A 20059-nucleotide genomic window follows, 5' to 3' on the forward strand; every position below is an offset into this window, starting at 1 on the left:
ATTATTGCTTTCAGTGTCCTTGATGTTAATATCTAGCGTTGGTGCCTTGGGAGCAGGTGGCAAGTCTCCGTGTTCTGACGATAATATGAGTTTTTGCGAAACTGTAGCGTGTCTTAAGGGGGAGATGGCAAAGCACGACACCTTGCTGAATAGCTACTATAAGTCGCTGATGAATTCTTTGCCGCAGGAGCAGGCAGCGAAATTAAAGACCGAGCAGATCCAGTGGGTAAAAAATTATGTGAAGCTTAGAAAAGATTTGGAAGATGGCGATACGGGGGCTTGCTCGTCTGTCTTGCAATACTTGGGAGAGGAGGTAGAATACGTCAAAATCCGCGCAATAGAATTAAAAAAGATGGCGAAGTGAAATATTCGTACAATTAAAAAAAAGGAGAAACTCCATGTGTAGCATTCTGTTTGTTTTTCTCTTGGTTATGAGTGTTGGTTTCTTGTGTCAAGAGGTCAAGGCGGACGAGCTTTTAAAAGAAAAGTCTATTGTAAAAATAGAAATATTTGATGGGCCGGCTGGTGAGCTGCATGGTGTTTATGTTGATGCGAAAAAAATGTATGTTTTAGACGCGCATTCAAAATCAGGATTAAATATTCTTGGAATTGTTCAAGCCGCAAGTGGTGACAAGAGTAAGCGTTTTTGTCTAACAGTCAAAAAGGATATGATAAAGAAAGTTTCTCCTTTTGTTAATGGTTCTTGCCAGTAAATTAGTGGCCCTAACACTGGGGTGTACCCAGTCTGGTGACAGATTCGACTTGAACCATCATTAGGCGTGCTTACTTGTCTAAGCGAAAAGCATGTTGTCAGGTGGAGTGGAGTGGGGGACGTGGAATCGAGTTGCCGGCGTTCAGACGGGCCGAATACTAAACTGGTTTGAGCGACTGAAATATGCAAGCCTCCGGCTTTACCGGCGGCTTGCTGATTCATTAAATCTGTCTTGGCATATCGTGATTTCGGGGACTCGAACCGGCGTGATGAGCCGTTCTTTGAGCTTGTGGAAGAGGGGTCAAACTGATAGGTCAAAGTTTGGACGAATTTTCAATAAATATTTTTGAAGTCATATAAAATCAAGCTGTTACTTCTGGGCTTGGTTCCGAAGGTGCCGAGTCCCCCCTTCGGCACCATACATCTGGAAAAGGCTGGGATAACGTCCCGGCCTTTTTCTTTTTCTTTATCGGGACGTTTCGCTCTTTTCACCGGGCAACCCGTCATTTGGGTAATTGGTACGAACTGCTGGTCCGAACCGCTGGTACGGACCGAGGGCAGGGTATCCCGATGGCTGGTCGCGCTCCCTCGTATCTGGTGTCCCGTGCTGGCACCGTTCATTTCCGGTTCTGTCTTCCTGTTGATCTTCGCCCACGTCTTGGGCGCACGGAATTGCGAATGTCGCTGGGGACTGGACGATTGCGAGAAGCGAGGGTTAAAGCCCTTGCCCTGGCTGTCGTCGTGTTTGCGTTCGTCAACGAATTGAGGGCTGGGAAAATGTCTGAGTTGAGCAGTGACGCCGTTTACGAGCTTGTTCATAAGGAACTGGTCCGCATCCTTGAGCAGGACAGGCTTAACAGGATTCGAGACCCCTGGTCGTACAAATTCACCGTGGATCTCCCGAAGCCTGATGGCCCGTATGATGAGCTTGTGCAAATCGATGACCCAGACGAAGGGCAAATGATTCTGGACGGGCTTGTCAGAGAGAAGCGGTGGACGCACATGTCTAAGCCAGTGATGGACTTGCTGGAAGAAAATAAGGCCGACGTTTCGCCCTGGGAGCCAGAGTTCAGCGAAGCTTGCTACAATTATACTCAAGGGCTGGCTCTTGCCCTGGACGTCATTCGACGCAGGAACGACGGGGATATTGAGTACAATATTAAACCATTTTTCAGTCCAGACCCTATCGTTCAACAGGCTGAAGCCGCAGCCGTCACTATTGATGGGCGTAAGTTGTCAGATGTTATCGCCTTGTATATCCAGGAAAAGACTGTTTCCGATGCCTGGGGCGAACGGACGCGGTTGGAGTACCCGAGGAAAATCGCCACATTGACTGAACTGATGGGTGATGCTGACATATCGGCGGTGAACCACGAGTTTGCCAGGACGTACAAAGAACGGCTTTTGGCCCATGTTAGCAAAGGGAAGAACCTGTCTCCAAGGACGATAAACAACTTAATCCAGGCTGCATCTGGGTTGTTCGACTATGCCGAGCGACATGGATACGTTGAGAAGAACGTGTTTCGCCGGTTATCTATGCCAGAGAAACGCAGCGCACGGGACGAGAGAGACATGTTTTCCAGTGATGACCTTGCCGTCATGTTCGGTCCGGGCTATCCTGGGGATAGGATGAAAGAACCATGGCCGTTTTGGATTCCATTGCTTGGACTCTACACGGGCGCTAGGATAGAAGAACTGTCGCAACTACACGTTGATGACGTTAAGCGCATTGGTGGCTTGCTTGTTATTGACATCAATGACAACGCCGAGGACAAGAGAGTCAAGACGGCAACGAGCAAACGCATTGTCCCGGTTCATCCATTTGTTGATAAAGAGCTAGGATTTGGTCGTTACGTTGATATTGTTAGGGAATCAGGCACTGTGAGAGTGTTTCAGGCGCTCAATAGAGTGAATTTTAAGTACGGACATTCGGTGTCAACGTGGTTCGGCAAGTACGTCAAACGGGTTGGTATCGCTGGTGCGAAGTCATTTCACAGCTTTCGTCATACGTTTACGACAAATCTGATCCACAAAGAAGTTCCCGTTCAAGTTGTTGACTGGCTGACCGGGCACGCTACACAGGGCGAGACGGCTGGTCGGTACACAAAGTTGCCGACTGACCCGGCTATGCTGATGCCGCATGTGATGAAACTTGACTTCGGTGTCGATCTCTCGCACCTGAAAAAGACGCGGTTTGCGATGATAGAGTAACATATCTACTGCCACGCATGGAGATGGACTGATACGCCTGACGGACCTGTGGGAGGCGTCGGGAGCAACGGACAGACTTAGAACGTCCCTCTGGGTCCGTAGCGAAAGGGTCAACGATTTTATCAACGACGTCGCCCAGAAAGAGCGAGTTGAGAAATCTAAACTCGCTTTCGTAAAGTATGCTGGCGCTGGCCAAGGAGACGCCGAAGAAAATCACGACCTGACCGATATGGTCTTGCACCCACCCTTGTGTGGCCTTGCACCCATCGAAAAAGCTGGGAACCATTGCTGTACCTCGCTTCCCAGCCCCCTATAGGTATTAAAAGGAGTAAAAAGGTTAAGACGCGCGCGCGATATTTTCCACCCGGCCGACTTGGAAACGCCCCCCATTTTTGATCCTGCTCCAAGTCCTTCCCTTCCGTCGATCCTACCCACCAAACCGACACGGCGTAGATCAGCCCCATTATGTTGAACCCAGCGGCTTCGCCGGGCCTATGAAAAGACAAACTCTACCCTAGAGTTCTACAATGATTGAAGATTTCTTGACAAAAAGCCGCCTTGCCGAGACATTGGGTAAAGATATTTACCAAACAGGGGGAGACAAATGAACATCAAAGTGCTGCTATGCCTAGCTATTCTCTGTTTTTTTGTATGCTCATACGCCTTTGCAGAGCTTCCCCATACGTTCCAGGCAGGCCAAACAGCAAAAGCTTCAGATGTTAATGAAAATTTTCAATATCTACAAAAAACAAAGTACGTATTGAAATCAAACGGAATAATCATAGGAGACGTAGTGTCATTTTCAGCACACTCTGCAAATATCATTAACGAAAAAGGGTTCCTTGTCTGGGTTCATGTTTCTGGTCAGGCTGTAGAAAGTCAGAGCATGCTAATGTATGATGGAGATAACTGCACTGGACAAATATATGTAAGCGCAACACTGACTGACACAGTTTTTGTTGCCCAGCTTTCAAACGGATTTAAAACATATTATACCAGAAAGTCTTTAGACGCACCTGCCGAGCTAAAATCGTATTGGAACGGATTACAATGCTATCCATACGGTTCTTCTACGCATGCCGTAACAAAAGCTTACCCTAATGATTTTAACGTGACAGGAGTTCGTGATTCCTATCCGGGAAGCGATGGTTTCGACACTCCAATAACAATGGAAGAAAGATAAAATGAGATACATTATTTTGTTCATTGTTGTTCTCACACCTCTTGTAGCCTCCTCGTCTTCAAACCGATGGGATTCTTTTAATTGGGATCAAGCAACCTGGGGCGGTGGTACTACACACTTAAGTACTGGAGTCACTGTACTACTGCTCGCAAACTAATGGATTTTTCCTGTGCGTCTGGGTCTTGAGGTCAGTGTCACTTTCAATCATCCGGCCGTGCTGAAGCCTGCCGCTCCGATCTTCAACCTTCCGGCCGTGCGGAAGCCTGTCCAAGTCCAGCCGGTTGGTGACGCTGGTGCGGTCACGCCCCCAGGCCTGCCGTCGAAGTTCCTGATTGGCAACAAGCTGGTGGCCACGAATGAGGACGGGCTTATCAGTCTGACGGACCTTCACCGAGCGTCTGGTGGGCAGCACCGCAACCGTCCAAGCTATTGGCTTGAAAGCGAAGGGAATAAGGCGTTTGTCGCTGCCCTGTCAAAAAGCCGGGATTCCGGCCTTTTCCTTCAGGTCGCCCGTGGACGACGGGGCGGGACTTACGCCCACTGGCAGATTGCCCTTGCCTATGCCAAGTACCTGTCTCCCGAACTCCACATGCAGGTCAACGAAGTCTTCATGCGGTACAAGACCGGAGACGCGTTGACATCGTAGCTGAAGGTATTTTAGCTAAATATTTTGTCTGAAGTCCCAGCAACTCCAAGAACACTCTAGCTTGGCAGGCAGGTATGGCAAACAAAGACTGGTCCTCCGAAGAGGTCAGGCTAACCATAGACGACTACTTTGAAATGCTTCAGAAAGAGTCCACTGGGCAATCATATAACAAGGCTGAGCATAACAGAAATCTACAAGTCAAATTGAGTGGACGCACTAAGGCTGCTATAGAGTTAAAGCATCAAAATATCAGTGCAATACTTCACCAGCTTGGATATGTGTTCATCAATGGGTACAAGCCTAGAGGTAACTTTCAAAAGTCAATGGCACACGCTGTAAAGAAACAAGCTGAGCGTCTAGGTATTCATCGGCAAACAAATATGGCGATTTATCCTTTGATCGTCCATTCATGGACCGTTTTTTCCGATATAGTTGCGGTGAAAACAATGGATAGGTCTGCATTCATTCACCATGGGACTGCTGTCCCCAGAGAGCTTATTTCATTTTTTGGCTATGCTCCGGGAGACTCACCGAAACCAATAACTCTTATGCATGGCGAAGTCCGATTTCCCGCTGTTTTAACTCCAGACACTGAGGGTGAGAGTGGACGAGTAAGACTCTTTTGGCGTGATGGAGTTGCCAAAATTATTGCCGACAGATTCCCTCAGCATTTAAAACTGATCAAAGAGAGCGATCAAGCACTAAACACCCCACCAGAGATGCGCTTTGAGAAGTTTTCAAAAGAACAAGACTCTTTTAAGATTGAGTTTATTGCTATAGAAGAGGTTAATTTTGACTCGCTCCCTTCAGATGCAGAGCCTTTACTTTTAGATTCCAGACAAGAGGGCGCACGGAGGCAGATAATTAGCACGGTCTACGAGCGTAACCTTAGAAATAGACTGTCAGCTATACACATTAACGGATTGCGTTGCCTGGTTTGTGGCTTCGATTTCGGCGAGACTTATGGAGTCTGGGGTGCTGGATATATCGAAGTCCATCACCTCTTCCCTCTCGCAGCACAAGTGCAAGAGCGTGTAGTTGACCCAGCTACGGAACTTATCCCTGTGTGTGCCAATTGCCACCGCATGTTCCACAGGAAGAAAGACAGGGTCTTGAGTCTCGAAGAAGTTCAGTTGATGGTTAAAAGCGCCAAAGGATAACTCTGCCAAGGACGCTCTTGCCTGGTTGGCTGACGCCATGGAAGCCAAGGGGCACCCGGAAGCTGGCAAGTTTCGTGAGGCTAGGGAAGAGTTCAGGATTCTGAAATCAAGCCAAAGGCCCCCAAAGAAAAGGCGAAAATCCTCGCATTTTGACCCAACCAACTACCACTACTGATAAAACTTGTTCTATCGAGCCTGTACCAGCCGAGTCGCCCCGCAAGCCCCCCAAAAAAAATCGCCCGCCAAGTCTGCCCTGGCCCGGGACAAAGTGCCGGAAGTGGAGTCGGAGGGCGAGAGAGAAAAGGTCACCCACAGAGACCTTTTCGCAAAGTCCCTTCTGATTCCAAGGGGAAACCGAAGGCTGAGGGTAGGAGTGCGAAATTTGGCACTCCCCAAAAGTCCACTCCCAAGGGTGCGAAAGCTGATTCCTCAGATTCGAGGAATACCCCCACCACTCCCGAGCAAGAAGCCAAACAAGCCCTGTGGAAGTTCCAGGCTGCACACGCCGAGGTTGCTTGTCGCCTACTCTTGATCTACTCAAGAAATCTGTTCAAGAGGAGGGCGCATGGGCAAGAACGACTGGCGGAAGAAGCAGGAAGAGGCGGGCGGCAAGACCATTTCAGTGACCCTGACGCCCGAGGCTGCGACGGCTCTTGAAGAACTCCAGAGGCGACTCAAGAAGCCAGATCAGTCCAAGGCTCCTAGTCAAGCCGAGGTGATTTCCAGGGTTCTGGTCTGGGGCTTGAAAGAGGTCGAAGCCGGGAAGAAAGGCAGCAACGACAAGGGAACTACGATTCAAGAGGACGCCACAAGAGTTGCTCAAGAGCAGGGGTTGCCGGCGTCAGTCGAGGAGCGTTTGGCCGAAATCGAGTCCCGGTTGGCCAGGGTGGAGACAGGGATGCTGTTCGGTGCGGAGAACCATACGGCGATATGACAGGGCAGGAGGAAGGGTTGAAATTCTACTACCCAGTAACCTTCTCTCTCATTCCCAATACCCACCAACACACCCATTCCACCAATCCGTACTTCCATATGTGGTCCTGTTTCACCCGCCAACCCGCATGAATGCTGGATTTAGCTGACCACCTTGCCGACTAGAACTTGTCTTCAATGATCGGTTCTACGTCGGGTACGAACCGCTTCCAGGCATCGGCCATCGTCTGCCGCAGAAGTTCCCTGTCCTGGTCCCGGACCACGAAGCTGTCGTGGATCGGCACGATGGGCCGGCCCTGGCGCACGAAGACAGCCAGGATCGCATCAGCAATGTCAGAGTCTAGCCGTTGAAGCCTGATCCCCTGGTCCTTGCCGATAAAGTGGGCAATGGCCGGATGGCGGTCCTTCAAAGCCTTTAGCAGATGACCCAGCACGGCCTTGAACTCGCGTTCCCTGTTCTTGTCCACCCGAGCAAGCGCCGGATCGTCGGTCGATTCGGTTAACTCCCTGAGCGCAGCGGAGACGGTGGCCGTGTCGGTCTTGGCATTGATGCCAATGAGCAAGAGCTTTTTCAAAACGCGGCGTAGACTCATGCCCCACTGCTTCTGGAAGCGAACCACGCTCAGTTCATCGAAGCCCAGGTCGTAAACGTCTCCAATGGCTGGAATAGCGCCAGCCTTGGAGTATAGAAGCCTGATGTGCATTCCACCGAAGTCGAGTTCGCAGACAGGCTGGCCGTCAATGCGGACAAATTTGCGGTAGCCAGACTTGATACTCTGGACGGCGTGACCATAAAACCGTCCACCGAAACAGAATTTGCCCCGGTTGAAAACGCGATAGAGCGTCTTTCGGTGCATCTCCGGGACGCGGCCAACCTCAGAGATGTACTGGCGGCGTTGTGTTTCAGAGAGATTAAGAGTTACTTCGTGCTTCAGCAAAAGCTTGTTTAACTCAACGATCCGGTTTGCCATCTGCGTGATGCGACGGCTTTCCTTGAAGTCGATGTAACGCCCGTCGCTGTCCTTGAGGTAGAGTGGTTCATGATCCAGAAAGACCATGCGTGGTTCAACGTGGCCGCTCTGGATAGCTTCGATGAGTGCGGTTGTTGCCCTCATGCTGGACTGCAAGCCAAGGAAGCGGTTGCCTTCGAGGTGCTCAATATAGCCAAGGGCAAGCAAAGAATCGACTACGGCAAGGAACGGCGTGCGACCCAGGCGCATCCTGGACATGGCTGTGCCCTTATTAAACTGTGGCTTCCGTCTTGGATAATCAATCCACTGGTCAGGGTGGCCGCTGAAGGCCATAAACAGGTCGAGAACGATTTTTCTTACGTGCTTCTTCAGCTTTGTTCGCTCGACCTTGGCTTGCATGACAGTTGCTATTTCATCTGTGAGAGTGTCAGCAATGGCCTGGACTTCTGGGAATTGGCTCTCAATATGAACGCAGAAAGGACGGTGAATGTCGTAACCTTGTCGGGCTACGGGCAATAGTGCTTCCACTGGAAGCTTTTCGGCTGCCTGCATTGTGGCCCTCCTTGGCCTGGGTGGTTGGGAAGCGGGAAAGGTAAGGACGGCTGTCAGGTTGGCAAGGTCAAAGCTTTGTTAAAGTTGTCTGCAACTGCTCTTAGAAAGCTTTTCCGTCTGCGCCGTCAGCCTCAACCCTGACGGAACGGTCAATGAAGGTCGAAACGGCTTACGAAGCGATTGCAAATTTTTCTACCATACTTCAGGTCATGTCTGAATCTAAAAGAGCGTTCAACCCCCATTAGAAGCCAGTTGTAATTTCATATCGGCATTTAAACGTCCTACTGAAGCGGGGATTATGCGGGGAGGGAGGATTAGCGGGTCTGGGCCTTGGCGATGGCGTTGTAAATCGTGCCGCGAGATACCCCGAAGGCCTGGGCGATGGTGGTTTTGTCTTCGCCGGCTGCGACACGCTCCCGGACCTCGGCAACCTGTTCGGCTGACAGCGTTGCCTTCCGACCGCAATGCTTCCCCGCCTTTTTGGCAGCGGCCACGCCTTCCCGTTGACGCTCACGAATCATGGCAAGCTCGAACTGGGCAACCGCGCCCATGATTTGAAGCTGTAGCTCCTGCATAGGGTTCTTTTCGCCTGTGAACGTCAGTCCTTCCTTCACGAACTGGACGGTCACGCCGCGCTTTGTCAGGTCGCCCACCAGGGCCAGCATATCAGGCAGATTACGGGCCAACCGATCCATGGAGTGAACCACAAGGGCATCGCCCTCACGGATGAAATCCAGACAAGCCTTCAGGCCAGGGCGGTTCGTGGTGGAGCCGGAACACTGGTCAGAAAACTCCCGGTCGAACTTCATTTCGGCAAGCTGCCGGCTGGTGGTCTGGTCGGTAGTGCTGACGCGACGATAGGCGACGGTCTGGCCGGGCATAAGTGCTCTCCTTGTTCGTGTTAAACAAGTTCTAGACCTTTCGTGAATTAGTGTCAACAATTGATTTGTAGACTTGTTGAACGCCGGGAAGCCAGCAGCCACGGTCGGCCTGGGAGTGTTCGGAAAGTATACCTTGTTGAACGGTCGAAACGGCTATCCGGCATTTCACCTTCGGGAGAGGTAATTGCCACCAGGGCCGGCATTTGTTGCTTGAATCCTACGCCGAGGCCCGGGGCAGGGAGCAAAAGGGGCAGGGCGGTAGGGGGGAGCGGCCGGGGGTAGGCTAGGCGTGGACCTAGCCGTCAGCCTCCCTCATGTATGGTACCTACCCGACGCACTCATTTCACGACTGGAATCGACCTCCCCCCCAAGATCCTAAGAAGCCACCCCCCGCTCAAAAGGGTGAAGGCAAAAAAAATTTACAAGGAATTTTCTCGGAATAGCTTATATTCCGCAGCTTTGGGCTACCTGTAAGGTACCGCAACGCATGGGTTTAGGCATCGGCTAGTTAGTTTGGCTTAGTAATTTCAACTGTTTAGGTGCAAAGTCAGTGAACCTCTGGCGTGGGTGTCGCTCTGTTTTCTGCCGCGCCTTGTCCGCCAATTAGAGTCCCTCAATTAGAGTCCCTGTACGGCAGTAGGGTGGTTGCTTCTGATCCGAGGGACTGGTACGAAGTGGGCTACTGACTGAGGCTGACGGATTGCCTCGGTGGAAAGAATTCCCAGTTATGACTGTGTGTTGCTGGAGACGAGCGGTGGTGGATGGTCATCTCCCCCCTTCGGCACCATTTTGAAGGGGTTGCAGCTAAACGGCTGCAACCCCTTATTTTTTTTGTCCAATAGGTTGTGGCTAGGCTTCAAAAAGCCCTGTGTTTTCCCCCTGTTTGCCAAAAGGGGTCAAAGCGCGGGGTCGAACATGCCGCATAGCGGCGTGGGCCGCAGCCATGTTACAAGCCAGCGCATCACTTCAGAGCCAAAGGGAAGCACTCACATCTCCACGGCCAGCTTCACGAGACTTCCTCACGGAATCCCTACCGGAAGGGCGATCCATCGGCCGTTCATCGCCGACCTACCCTTACCTCAAAGGAAATATTTACTATTTTCGATATGCTTTTCCAAAGGGGTATCGTGATCTGCTGGGCCATGCTGAAATTCGCATCAGCTTGCAGACAGGATATGTCCGGGAGGCCCTCATGGGCGTCGGAGACGACCAGCATTACGCCGCCAAGTCCGCGACGAAGAAAGCCTTTGAGGAAAAAAGACAAGAACGGCTCGGTTTCGCTGGGACCGATGTGCAAGCCCACGATTTCCCGGTGGCCTTCTGTGTTCGCCGCCACGGCGATGATGGCAGTGTCGGCGGGCGCGCATATGGAGCCAAAGCCGGGGCGGGTTCATCGAGCCACCATCGTTTCCAGCCTTCGCCCGGACTTCTGCGACGGGCTATCCACTCCACGAACAACATTGAGGAGGAAGGGATGCCCAAGCGGAGGTTCGCAGTGCATGAAATTCGTCATGTTATCGTCAGCATGCCCCCGGTCGTCGGCTTGGTTGCGCCGGGCCAGGAGAGCACGGGGGTGAGGCCGAAGTCCCGGATAGTGCCGGAATCGGCGTAGAGCGCATGGAGGGCGGCCACATCCAAGACCGAGAAATTGGCCTTGTAGGTGTCTGTCTCGTAGTACGACATGACCGTGAAGTCGGTGTTGTCGAGCAGGGTCGGCAGTGTTTGGGTGTAGGCCGTGTCGTCAAGCCCCAGGGTGTGCCCGGCCTCGTGGAGAATCGTTTCATAGCCAAGGCTTCCGGGCACGGGATTGGCCAGCACGTCGCCGAATTCGACGTTGTCGAAGTAGACGTAATCCTTGATGTCCAAGCTGGCGATGGAGCCGTCGGCCTTGTAGCTGACGGAATAGTCGAAAAAGGTCAGGGCCATTGTGGAAGAATCGGGGATGTCTGCGTTGCCAAAAACGATGTCCGCGCCAAGCGTGTCGGCGGTTTCGAGGAAAGTCAGGCCGGTCAGGGACTGCGACGTGCCGTAGATAAGCCGTACTGCCGACTGTTGCGTAGCATTGAGGGGCGCAAAATTATCGAAGACGTCTTCGGCGTCGCTGGGCACAAGCGGCGTCGTCAGGAAGGCATAGGTCACGGTGAGCGGGGTCGAGGTCGTCTGGCTGGTCCATAGCGGCAGTCCGACATAGGTTACCGAGTCGGTCAGGACGTTGCCGGTTTCCTGGGCAAAGGCGTCAGAGACGTTGTTTGCGGCCATGGCGTGCCTCGCTGCCTGGGTATCTGCTCGTTTCTTGCGCCATACGCCCAAACGACAGTCCGGGCAAGCCCGCCGGGTTGATTGGGGCGCACAAGCGCGTTACTTTCCTTCCGGCACGAACACGCCGTCCCAGTCGGGCGGCGGCGGGCTTTTAAGCCAAGCCCGGCAGCGTCCGGCCAAAACCCGGGCGGGGGGATCGCCTCCCCGGGTCGCGTCCACAGCCAGAAAACCTTCCAGTGCCTGATCAAATTCCTGTCTTAGGTAGAGCTGCCGGGCGTTGGCGTAGACGGCGGCGAAATCCGGGAGACGCTCCCCGGCTGGTCCCAGAGGTTCATAGACCGTCACCGCCCCTGCCCGACCCTTAACGCGCACGGTGTCCACGGCCCGGCAGGGAAAGGCCTCGCCGGCCGCGAGTCGGGCCGGTTCGCTCAATAAGATATCCGTGCCGTAGTATTTGTTGAGCGATTCCAAGCGCGAAGCCAGATTCACCGTGTCGCCGAGGATGGTGTAGTCAAAGCGCTCTTTGGAGCCGACGTTGCCGACCACGGCCGTTCCGGTGGCCAGCCCCATGCGGGCGGCCAGATGCGGTAGTCCCCGGGCAGCGAAATCGCGTGACAGCGCACGCACCGCTTTGCTCATTGCCAGGGCCGCGCCAAGGGCTCGGGCGGCGTGGTCGGGAGCCGGCAGGGGCGCACCCCAAAAGGCCATGACCGCGTCGCCGATAAACTTGTCCAGTGTGCCGCCGCTGGCCAGGACGATGGCCGTGGCCGGAGTGAAGCAGGCGTTTAAGATGGCGATAAGTTCTTTGGGGGACAGCTTTTCGGAAAAAGTGGTAAAGCCGGCCAGATCGGAGAAAAGAACGGTGACTTCGGCCTCTTCGCCCCCCAGTTCCAGGCGTTCGGGGTGGGCCACGACGGCGCGCACCACCTCGGGCGAGACGTAGCGGGCAAAGGCCCGGGTCAGAAACCGCCGTTGCTTTGATTCGACCACGGCCCGGTAGAGCGCTCCGGCCGCGCCCACGCCCAAAAGACTCAGGCTGTCCAACGCCGGCGGCAGCCAGACAAAGCGCCAGAGAAATAGGGCGGCCGCGCCCCCGAAAAAGGCCAGCGCCGCTCCAACCGCCACCCCCGCCGCCGCCAGCGGCCGCAGCCCGAAACACAGCGCCCCAACCAGCGGCAGGAGCAGCCCGGCCAGGGCCAGACTGACGCCGCGCGGGACTTCATGACCGGCCGAACCAGCGAGCAGCGTGCCCAAGATGGCGGCATGGATCTCCGGGCCGGCCATGGGCAGGCCCGTGGTATGCGTGCGCGGCGTGGAGAAACTGTCGGCCTGGCCCAGGGGCGCGCCCGAAGCGGTCATGGACCGGCCGACAATAACGATGCGGTCCCGGATGCGCGCGGCCGGCAAGGGATGCTCCGGGTTGATGATCTGTGCATAGGACACGGTGTCGATGGTGCGGGCCGGGCCGGGGAAATCGATCAGCCCGGCCGTGTCCGGGGGCGGGGCGCGGCCGGTGAGGGTCCGGGCGGCCACGGCGGCCAGGGTGGGCAGACCGTCGAAATCAGCAGCAAAGCGGCGCACCGTGCCGTCAGGGTCCGGGGTGAGGACGGCCAGTCCCACCCCGGCGGCATGGGCCGCAAAAAGCGGCAGGGGATCGATGCGGATGCGCCGGACAAAGGCCGCGTCGTCCACGGTTTCCAGGGCCTGGGCCAGGATAGTGGGCGGACCGTGGGCCAGGGCCTGGGCCAGGGCGCCATCCTGCTCCGGGGCGCTTGGCTCGGCAAAGACGATGTCGCAGACCACAAGCTTGGCTCCGGCCTTGGCCAGTGTGTCCAGGAGCCGGGCATGCAGCGCCCGGGGCCAGGGCCAGGGCAGGCCGATTTCCTGAAAAGAGGCCTCGTCCACAGCCACAACGAGCAGGGCCGGGGGATTGCGCCAGGGGCCGCGATACGCCTGCAAAGCGTCCTGGGCCATGGTTTCAAGCCCCCGGCCCAGGGGCGTGGCCCCGGCCAGGGCCAGAAGACACCAGAGTCCGGCCCCGACGGCCAGACCCAGCAGGGTGCTGCGCCGTCGGGACTCTTGGGGCGCGTCCTGCTCCATGGCGGCCTAGAAGTACCAGCCCAGTTTGAAGACAATCTGGCGGTCGGGATAAAAGGCGTCCAGGGCCACGGCTTCGCGCTGGTAGGTGAAACGGGTGTTGGTCAGATTTTTGCCCTCCACGGCCGCAAAGCCGCGCTTGCCCGGGAATTCGTAGGACACCCGGGCGTCCAGCAGGCCGAAAAGCGTCTCGGTGCGCCGCTCGCCGAATACGTTTTGGTAGCGGTTGTCGTAATAGTACTGGTGCACCAGCGTGCCGCCGATGCCGGCTCCCAGGCCCGAGGAATGGAGGAAATTAAGGGCCAGCGCGCCGTCGGCCTCGAAGAAGTCGTCTTGCGGGTAACGCCGGGCCGTGGCCTCGTGGGGAAGGAGCCGCTTGGCTACGCCAAAGACCGACAGGCCGAGATACGGGGCCAGGAGGCGGTTGACCCCCAGAGTGGCCATATATCGGGCTACGTTGACGTCAAAGACCCGGTCGTAGGACGCATAGGGGTCGTACTGGGGATTTATAACCTGATCCCAGGTGAGCCGGGCCACGGTGAAGGTGGCGTCGTCCCACTGGGCCTCCCAGCCGGCCCCCAGTTCGCTGATGGTGGAGGCGTCGTCGGCGTTTAGGCGGCCTGGGAAGCCGGCCACTTCCGAGGGCGCGATGACGGACTGAAAGAGCGTGTGGGTGTTGAGGTAGCGCTGAAAGGCGAGGCGCAGGGTGTGGTCCTCGCTCGCCTGCCAATTGAGCCCGAGGCGGGGACTGACCAGTTGGCGCTCGATGGGGTCGGGCCAGCCAAAGCGCGAGGAGGCCACGGCGTCGTAGCCCAGGCCCATTTCGGCGATCAGTCCCGGGGCCAGCTTCCAGTAGTCCATGGCGTAGACGCTGCCGGCCCGGTCGGCTGGGTTGTAGTGCCAGCGGGTGGATTTGTCCTCGGCCAGTCGGCCATAATAGGTATAGAAGTCCCGACTTTTGCGCATGTAGTCGAGTTCGCCGCCAAAGTAGTCGCCGCCGACCATGAGGGTATGCTCGCCGAGGACAAGCTGCTGCTGGGCTTGCAGGCTGACAAACCGGCGCTCGGTGCGGCGGTATTGCAGATAGGCTTCCTGGGCCGGGGCGGTGTTGTCGCCAAGACTTACGGCATTGTAGCTTCGGTCCTTCCAGTTCCAGACATTGTCGGCCACGGCGGCGTAGGTAATGAGCGTGGCTTCAGGGCCGAAACGGTGGACGTAGCCGGCCTCGGCGATGCGGTTGGCGAAGGCCTGCTTTTGATCGGGGGAGTTTTGATAGAGCCAATCGCTGGCGTTGGCGTTGTCGCCGGTCTGGGTGTCGTTGGTGGTGAAGGCGGCCAGGATCGCGTCGCGCACGGTGGGTTCCCACTTGAGCTGGCCAAAACCGTAGAGCGACCGTGTGCCGCTGTTTTGTTCGCGCATGCCGGCGTCGTCGTCCCAGGCGCCGTAGAGGTCGCCGGCCAGCCCCGGCAGGCCGCCGTAGGCCTCGGTCGAAGCGGAATAGGCCCCGTGCCCGTTGCTCCAGACCCCGGCCGTACCGATGGTTTGCAGACGCAGGTAGGGGCTTTCGAACATGGGCGTGTAGTCGTTGGACTGGGTAAAGGTGTTCTGGTTGGCCGGGGACAGGAGCCGGAAAAGGAGCAGTTCCGTGCCCGAAGCCCCGACCCGCTGCCGGGTGGCCCGGTAGGCGCTGCTCATGAAAAGATGGGCCGAGGGGTTGAGCGGATCATTTTTTACGGCCGTGACCGCTTTGGCATAAGCCCAGTCGCCAAGACCGAGCAGGGTGAACGGCCTGGCCAGGTCGGCGTTTCGTACGGCCAGATCGCGGTCCAGCGTCAGGCGCGAGCGGAAGATGGCCTGATTGTCGTTTTTGGCGATGGAGGCGTTTATTTCCCGGATGGCCTCGCCCGGACGGTTGAGGTCGGTCAATGCTATGCCTTTGTAGAGATGGGGCGTTGGGTCGCGGGGGTCGAGGGACGCGGCATAATCGTAGGTGGCCAGTGCTTTGTCAAAATCGCGATTTTGGTACAGCGCCTTGCCCAGGGCCGACTGGAGGAGTGAGAGGCGCGGGGAGAGCAGGGTGGCGACCAGCATTTCTTCCAGTCCCCGGGCCTTTTTGCCTTTGGAAAAGGCCACGTAGCCAAGGCCCAGATGGGCCTCGCCAAGGCCGGGATCAAGGCTGGCGGCCCGAGTGAAAAAGTCCTCGGCTGCTTTGAAATCGCGAAAACCCAGGCGCACGAAGCCGGCCCCGGCCTGGACGATCGCCTCGTCCGGGGCGGCGGCCAAGGCCTTGGCAATGGTGGCCCAGGCGGCTTCCAGCTCGTCGGAACCAAGCTCGATGCGGGCCAGATAGACGGCGGCGGCGGTAAAGCCCGGGTCCAGGGTCAAGGCTTGGCGATAGCAAGCCTTGGCCCTAGGCAGATCAAAGGTCGAGGCGGCAACCAGTCCGGCCGTAACCTGGACCAGGGCCGAATCCGGGGCGCGGGCCAGGACGTCGCGGGACAGGGCGGCAGCCTCGGCCAGTCGGTTTTCAAAAAGGGCCATCTGGGCGGCCAGACAGGCGGCGGCCACGGACTGCGGTTCCCGGTTGCGGGCGGCGGCGATCCAGCGTCCGGCGGCTTCGGGTTCGCCGGCCATGAGCGCCACGTAGGCCCCGGTCGTCAGGACAGTCGCGTCGTTTAAGCCCTTGTCCAGCAATTGGGCCATGGCCGCATAGGCCCGGCCTACCTCGCCCTTGCCGGCCGTAGTCAGGGCCTGCCGGGCGGCAGTAGCGGCTGGACCGGCTCCTTCCCCGACCAGCAGCGAGGTGTCGGCTACGGCGGGATAGTAGAGCGTCCATTGGACGGCGTGGGCGGGATTGACCAGCACCTGCTTGGTGGGCGCTTGGCCCGGTCTGGCGGAACCAAGTTCACCTGCGGCCAGGGGCAGTTCGCCCTGGGCATTGAAAAGGGTCAGGGCTCCGCGCAAAAGAGCCACCGTGGACAATCCATCCGGGGCTACGCGCACCACGAATTCCGTGCCGCGTATGGCGGCGGTCATGGCCGGGGTGGACAGTTCGAAACGGAAACGCTCGGCCTCGTTTTTCAGCCACACCTCGCCCTTGGGCACGTCGTAGAGGCTGGCCGGGGCGGCCTTGGAGGCAACCGGGACCAGACCGCCTCCGGAGAGTCGTGCCGACGGCGCGGCGGCTTTGAGGACCAGCACCGTATTTTCATTGAGCTTGATCTGGGATTCATCGACGCACAAGATGGCGGCCTTGGAGGCTGGGCCGGTGGACAGGGCGTCGCCGGGGAAAAGCGACTGTCCGGCCGGGGCGGCCCGCCAGTCGCTGGCTCCGGCCGGCCGCAGGTTGACGGACCCCTGGACGGCCACGAGCCGACCCACCGGGTCGGCGGCGGCCAGGGCTGTGGCGGCGGCCAACAGCAGACAGGCCATGACGAGCCACGGCAAACGCGCAATGCGGGCGTACTGCATGGCATTCCTCCTGTGCGGATGGGGTGCTGCAACATGGGGATGAGTTGCTGTAGCGTGAATCAGGGAGTAAATCCATTGTTTCGCTCGGCCGCAGCCGAGGACCGTGCAACAACTTGTTGTCTCATTGAGGCAGTTGAAGATCGTCGAAGGGAAGTGTCGGTTGGTGCGGTAGGGCCGAAACGCAGCAGCAGTCACTGGGCTGAATTTGAGCCGAGTGCGGGCCTTGATGTTGCGATGGCCAAGGTCAAGGCAACCGGCCGGGCCCAGCGGTTATCGAGCGGGCCGCCACATCGTCTACCGACCCGAGCCTGCCTCGTCGCCTAAGGTAGAAGCCACTGCCCCTGCCTTTTCGGCAGCCTGGGCCGCCGAGACAGTACCGCCAGGGATGGGCGTGAGCGTCACCCTCTTGACGTCCAGAGTCCCGCCAGTTCCGGTGTACATGGCCACGCCGGCCTGACCGGCGCCGAGCGATGTATCAGTGGCTGCGAAGACCTGCGTTCCGTTGATGGAGAAGGTGAGGCTCGATCCCACGGCCTTGATGGTCAGGGTGTTCCAGCCGTTGGCTACGATGGCGTCGCTGGCGGTCCAGTTTTGCAGCATGGTCAGATACCAGTCGCGCAGGACGAATACAGCGTAGGAGCCGGAATTGGTGTAGCCGAAGACATAGCCGTAAAACCAGTTGCTATTCCCGGCGGTATTGAGGGGCTGGGGCGTGCCGCGCACAATGAGCGCATTGGTGCTGTTTGCCGCGTCGCTGCGCCGCAGGGTCGCCGAACAGGTGAAATCACTGTAGACTCCGGCATTGGACGACAGGCTGTACCAGGTTGCGGTCTGGGAGCCGTCGGCCGTGACGCTGGCCATGCCGTTCGCGACGCTCCAACTGCCCTGCTGCTGGATCCAGTTGGCCAGTGTCCCGGTGAAGTTCTCGTTTATACCGTGGGAGTTGGCGAGTAGAGCGGCAGGAATATTCAGCGGCAGAAGGTTTGTTCTGGAAAGGCCGTAGCCGCTCGACAGGCTGGTGGTCTGGTTGGCGGCCACGGCGACGGTCCGGCTGGCCGGCGTGGTCCAACCGGCCACGGGCTTGAAGTCCACGGAATGGGCTCCGGCCGTCAGCCCTCCGGCGACGTTCTGGCTGGCCCGCCAGGTTCCACCGTCCACCCGCCAGGTTCCTGCCCCGCCGGTCGGCGCGGGAGAGGCAATGTTGACCTGCAAATAGCCCGTGGATGGGACCGGGGTGATCGATGCCACGGCCGCTTGGAGGTCGATGCGTGGTTTCGATAGGTTGGACTTGGGGTCCAGGACGGCGGTCCCGGTGGTCGCAAGCTTGGAAAAAACCTGATCCGGGGTAAGCCAGCTGCCGGTTCGGGCCTTGGCTGCGGCCTGGAGCACGGCTCCGGCCCCGGCGGCATAGGGGCAGGCGGCGGAGGTGCCGCCGAAGTTGGGGTTCCAGGTGTTGGACCCGATGCCAAGGGTGAAGGCCATGTTGGCCGAGGCAAGCAGACCGACCAGGGGCGATGCGTTGGAATAGGAGGGGACCTTGTCGCTTTGGGTGACGTCGGTGGCGTAGTAGCCGGTGTCGCAGGAGCTGGAGGCGGTCTTTTCGACGCAAGAGTCCGCGCTCACGCAGGGCAGGTAAGTTCCTACAGCCGCGTCGTAGACCGAGCCTACGGCGATAACTGAGGATATGCAAGCCGGGCTTGGCAGGGCATTGCAATAGCCGCTGTTGCCGGCGGAATTAAACAGTGTGATGCCAGCCGCCTTGGCCGTCGCCGCCGCGTTGGCGATGGCCGTCTTGGCGCTGTCGCACACGCCGTCGTATTTGCCGCCGCTAAAGCTCGTGCTGATGATCTTAATGGGTGCGCTCGAATTGTCGTTCTGATGGGTCACACACCAGTCCCAGGCTGCCACGTAGGCGTCTTCGTTGCAATATTTCCCCGTGGCGTCGTAGGTGATCTTGAGCGCATAGAGCTTGGCCCCGGGGGCCACGCCACCGACGTAGTCAACATTGTTGCCGACATCCCCGGCGGTGATGCCGGCGCAGGCCGTGCCGTGGCCATTGCCGTCCATAGGGTCGGCCTTTTGTTCCCCCACGTCGTAGCCGCCGATGACCTTGGCGTTGGGAAAGGCCGCGCCGCCGAGATAGGGATTCAGGTAATTGATGCCAGTGTCGCACACGGCGATGGAAAGGCCAGTACCGTCGTACTGGGAGCGCGGGAGGGTGGCGCGAATGAGGGGCAGGCCCTGACGCATGTCGGCTTTCATGACGCCGACAGGCTCCACGGCGTCCACCTCGGGATTGGCCAGGATGACGGCCAGCTGCTCCGGCGTGACGGCCACGGACAGGTAGAAGAGGTTGTCATAGCGGTGGCGGATCACGCTTTCAGGCAGGGCGGGCATGGCCGCCAGGGCCTTGTCGCGGCTTTCCCGCACCAACTCCCTCCGGGCGCGCTTTTGGGCCTCGTCGGCAAGTGGAGCTGAGGCGGCGACGCGCTTGCCCGAGGCGAAGCTGACGAAGAACCGGCCCACCCCGTCACCTTGAGCAAAGGCCGCCAGGGCCTGCTCCTGGTCTGTAACTTTGACACTGGCCGTGACGGAACGAGCGGCGTTCGTCCAATCCGCCTCGGCGGCACGCACTGGCGTGGCCCAGGGCCAGACCGCCGCAAGCAGGGCAAGGCATGCCCAAGCAAGGTGGCTCTGACGCCGCAGGGGAGGGTCGTGCTCGTGGGAAGGTCGGTGCGATGGTGCCATCAAACGCCTCCTGGAAGGGAAGGGATGGTGCAGGGGAGTCTTTGGAATCCAAAACAGCATCCCCCGTTTCATCGCGTCAAGTCAAGAAGCGCTCGCCTCGGGGACCAGAACCGGCTCGTATATCCTGCTTCTTTTTGATGATTTCTCGCACTGGCCGCCGCCCGGTTCGGCTGTGTCGCTACGCCCTCTACAGATCCGTGTCCTTCATGGGCGTCCTCCGGGGAGGAGCAGAATC

14 protein-coding genes and 2 pseudogenes are annotated in these 20059 nt (G+C 57.8%); 8 read left to right on the forward strand and 8 right to left on the reverse strand.

Going from position 1 to position 20059, the window contains the following annotated elements; genetic code table 11:
- Window positions 1-85: 85 nt before the first annotated feature.
- Both NY78_RS25370 and NY78_RS01815 read left to right on the forward strand, forming a co-directional pair.
- Complete coding sequence (locus NY78_RS25370) at window positions 86-364, forward strand: lysozyme inhibitor LprI family protein (protein ID WP_269430847.1); 279 nt, start codon at window positions 86-88, stop codon at window positions 362-364.
- Window positions 365-398: 34 nt separating this feature from the next.
- Entirely contained in the window at window positions 399-713 is a 315-nt protein-coding gene (locus NY78_RS01815) for a hypothetical protein (protein WP_043630921.1), read from the forward strand.
- 332 nt (window positions 714-1045) lie between these two features.
- On the opposite strand, the gene NY78_RS25155 is transcribed toward NY78_RS01815, so the two are convergent.
- Window positions 1046-1333: a hypothetical protein gene (locus tag NY78_RS25155; protein ID WP_197084188.1), complete on the reverse strand. Its 288-nt coding sequence runs from the start codon at window positions 1331-1333 to the stop codon at window positions 1046-1048.
- On the opposite strand from NY78_RS25155, the gene NY78_RS22955 reads away from it, so the two are divergent.
- The 5 genes from NY78_RS22955 to NY78_RS01835 all read left to right on the forward strand — a co-directional run bounded on the left by NY78_RS22955 (window position 1283) and on the right by NY78_RS01835 (window position 6846).
- A complete protein-coding gene (locus NY78_RS22955) occupies window positions 1283-2923 on the forward strand; it encodes a site-specific integrase (protein ID WP_082139851.1) in 1641 nt (546 codons plus the stop codon). The two genes, NY78_RS25155 and NY78_RS22955, sit on opposite strands and share 51 nt — an antisense overlap.
- A 604-nt stretch (window positions 2924-3527) precedes the next feature.
- Window positions 3528-4106 carry a hypothetical protein gene (locus NY78_RS24460; protein WP_156180845.1) on the forward strand — a complete coding sequence of 193 codons (579 nt, stop codon included), beginning with the start codon at window positions 3528-3530 and terminating at the stop codon, window positions 4104-4106.
- Between the two features lie 169 nt (window positions 4107-4275).
- Window positions 4276-4752, forward strand: a complete 477-nt coding sequence (locus NY78_RS01825) for a KilA-N domain-containing protein (RefSeq protein ID WP_043630923.1) — start codon at window positions 4276-4278, stop codon at window positions 4750-4752.
- Window positions 4753-4826: 74 nt separating this feature from the next.
- On the forward strand, window positions 4827-5912 hold the full coding sequence (locus NY78_RS24465; RefSeq protein ID WP_156180846.1) for an HNH endonuclease: 1086 nt from the start codon (window positions 4827-4829) through the stop codon (window positions 5910-5912).
- A 565-nt stretch (window positions 5913-6477) separates the two neighbouring features.
- Window positions 6478-6846, forward strand: coding sequence for a hypothetical protein (locus NY78_RS01835; RefSeq protein ID WP_043630926.1), 369 nt, complete (start codon window positions 6478-6480; stop codon window positions 6844-6846).
- A 160-nt stretch (window positions 6847-7006) separates the two neighbouring features.
- Here NY78_RS01835 and NY78_RS01840 read toward each other — a convergent pair whose 3' ends face one another.
- Window positions 7007-8368: a hypothetical protein gene (locus NY78_RS01840; protein WP_043630928.1), complete on the reverse strand. Its 1362-nt coding sequence runs from the start codon at window positions 8366-8368 to the stop codon at window positions 7007-7009.
- Window positions 8369-8682: 314 nt separating this feature from the next.
- Entirely contained in the window at window positions 8683-9249 is a 567-nt protein-coding gene (locus NY78_RS01845; protein ID WP_043630929.1) for a recombinase family protein, read from the reverse strand.
- A gap of 943 nt (window positions 9250-10192) precedes the next feature.
- Between NY78_RS01845 and NY78_RS25850 the strand changes: the two are divergent.
- Window positions 10193-10384, forward strand: a pseudogene (locus NY78_RS25850) (hypothetical protein); the annotation flags it as partial.
- A 48-nt stretch (window positions 10385-10432) separates the two neighbouring features.
- On the opposite strand, the pseudogene NY78_RS23450 reads toward NY78_RS25850, so the two are convergent.
- The 5 genes and pseudogenes from NY78_RS23450 to NY78_RS01870 form a co-directional block, all read right to left on the reverse strand.
- Window positions 10433-10597: pseudogene (locus tag NY78_RS23450) on the reverse strand (transposase); the annotation flags it as partial.
- 161 nt (window positions 10598-10758) lie between these two features.
- Window positions 10759-11508, reverse strand: a complete 750-nt coding sequence (locus tag NY78_RS01855) for a hypothetical protein (protein ID WP_043630931.1) — start codon at window positions 11506-11508, stop codon at window positions 10759-10761.
- Between the two features lie 99 nt (window positions 11509-11607).
- Window positions 11608-13608, reverse strand: a complete 2001-nt coding sequence (locus tag NY78_RS01860; protein WP_043630932.1) for a CHASE2 domain-containing protein — start codon at window positions 13606-13608, stop codon at window positions 11608-11610.
- Between the two features lie 6 nt (window positions 13609-13614).
- Window positions 13615-17076 (reverse strand): tetratricopeptide repeat protein, encoded by a 3462-nt coding sequence (locus NY78_RS01865; protein ID WP_043630933.1) that lies wholly within the window; start codon window positions 17074-17076, stop codon window positions 13615-13617.
- Between the two features lie 294 nt (window positions 17077-17370).
- Window positions 17371-19824: a S8 family serine peptidase gene (locus NY78_RS01870; protein ID WP_197084189.1), complete on the reverse strand. Its 2454-nt coding sequence runs from the start codon at window positions 19822-19824 to the stop codon at window positions 17371-17373.
- Between the last annotated feature and the right edge of the window lie 235 nt (window positions 19825-20059).

The organism is Desulfovibrio sp. TomC (assembly GCF_000801335.2).
Lineage (GTDB): Bacteria > Desulfobacterota > Desulfovibrionia > Desulfovibrionales > Desulfovibrionaceae > Solidesulfovibrio.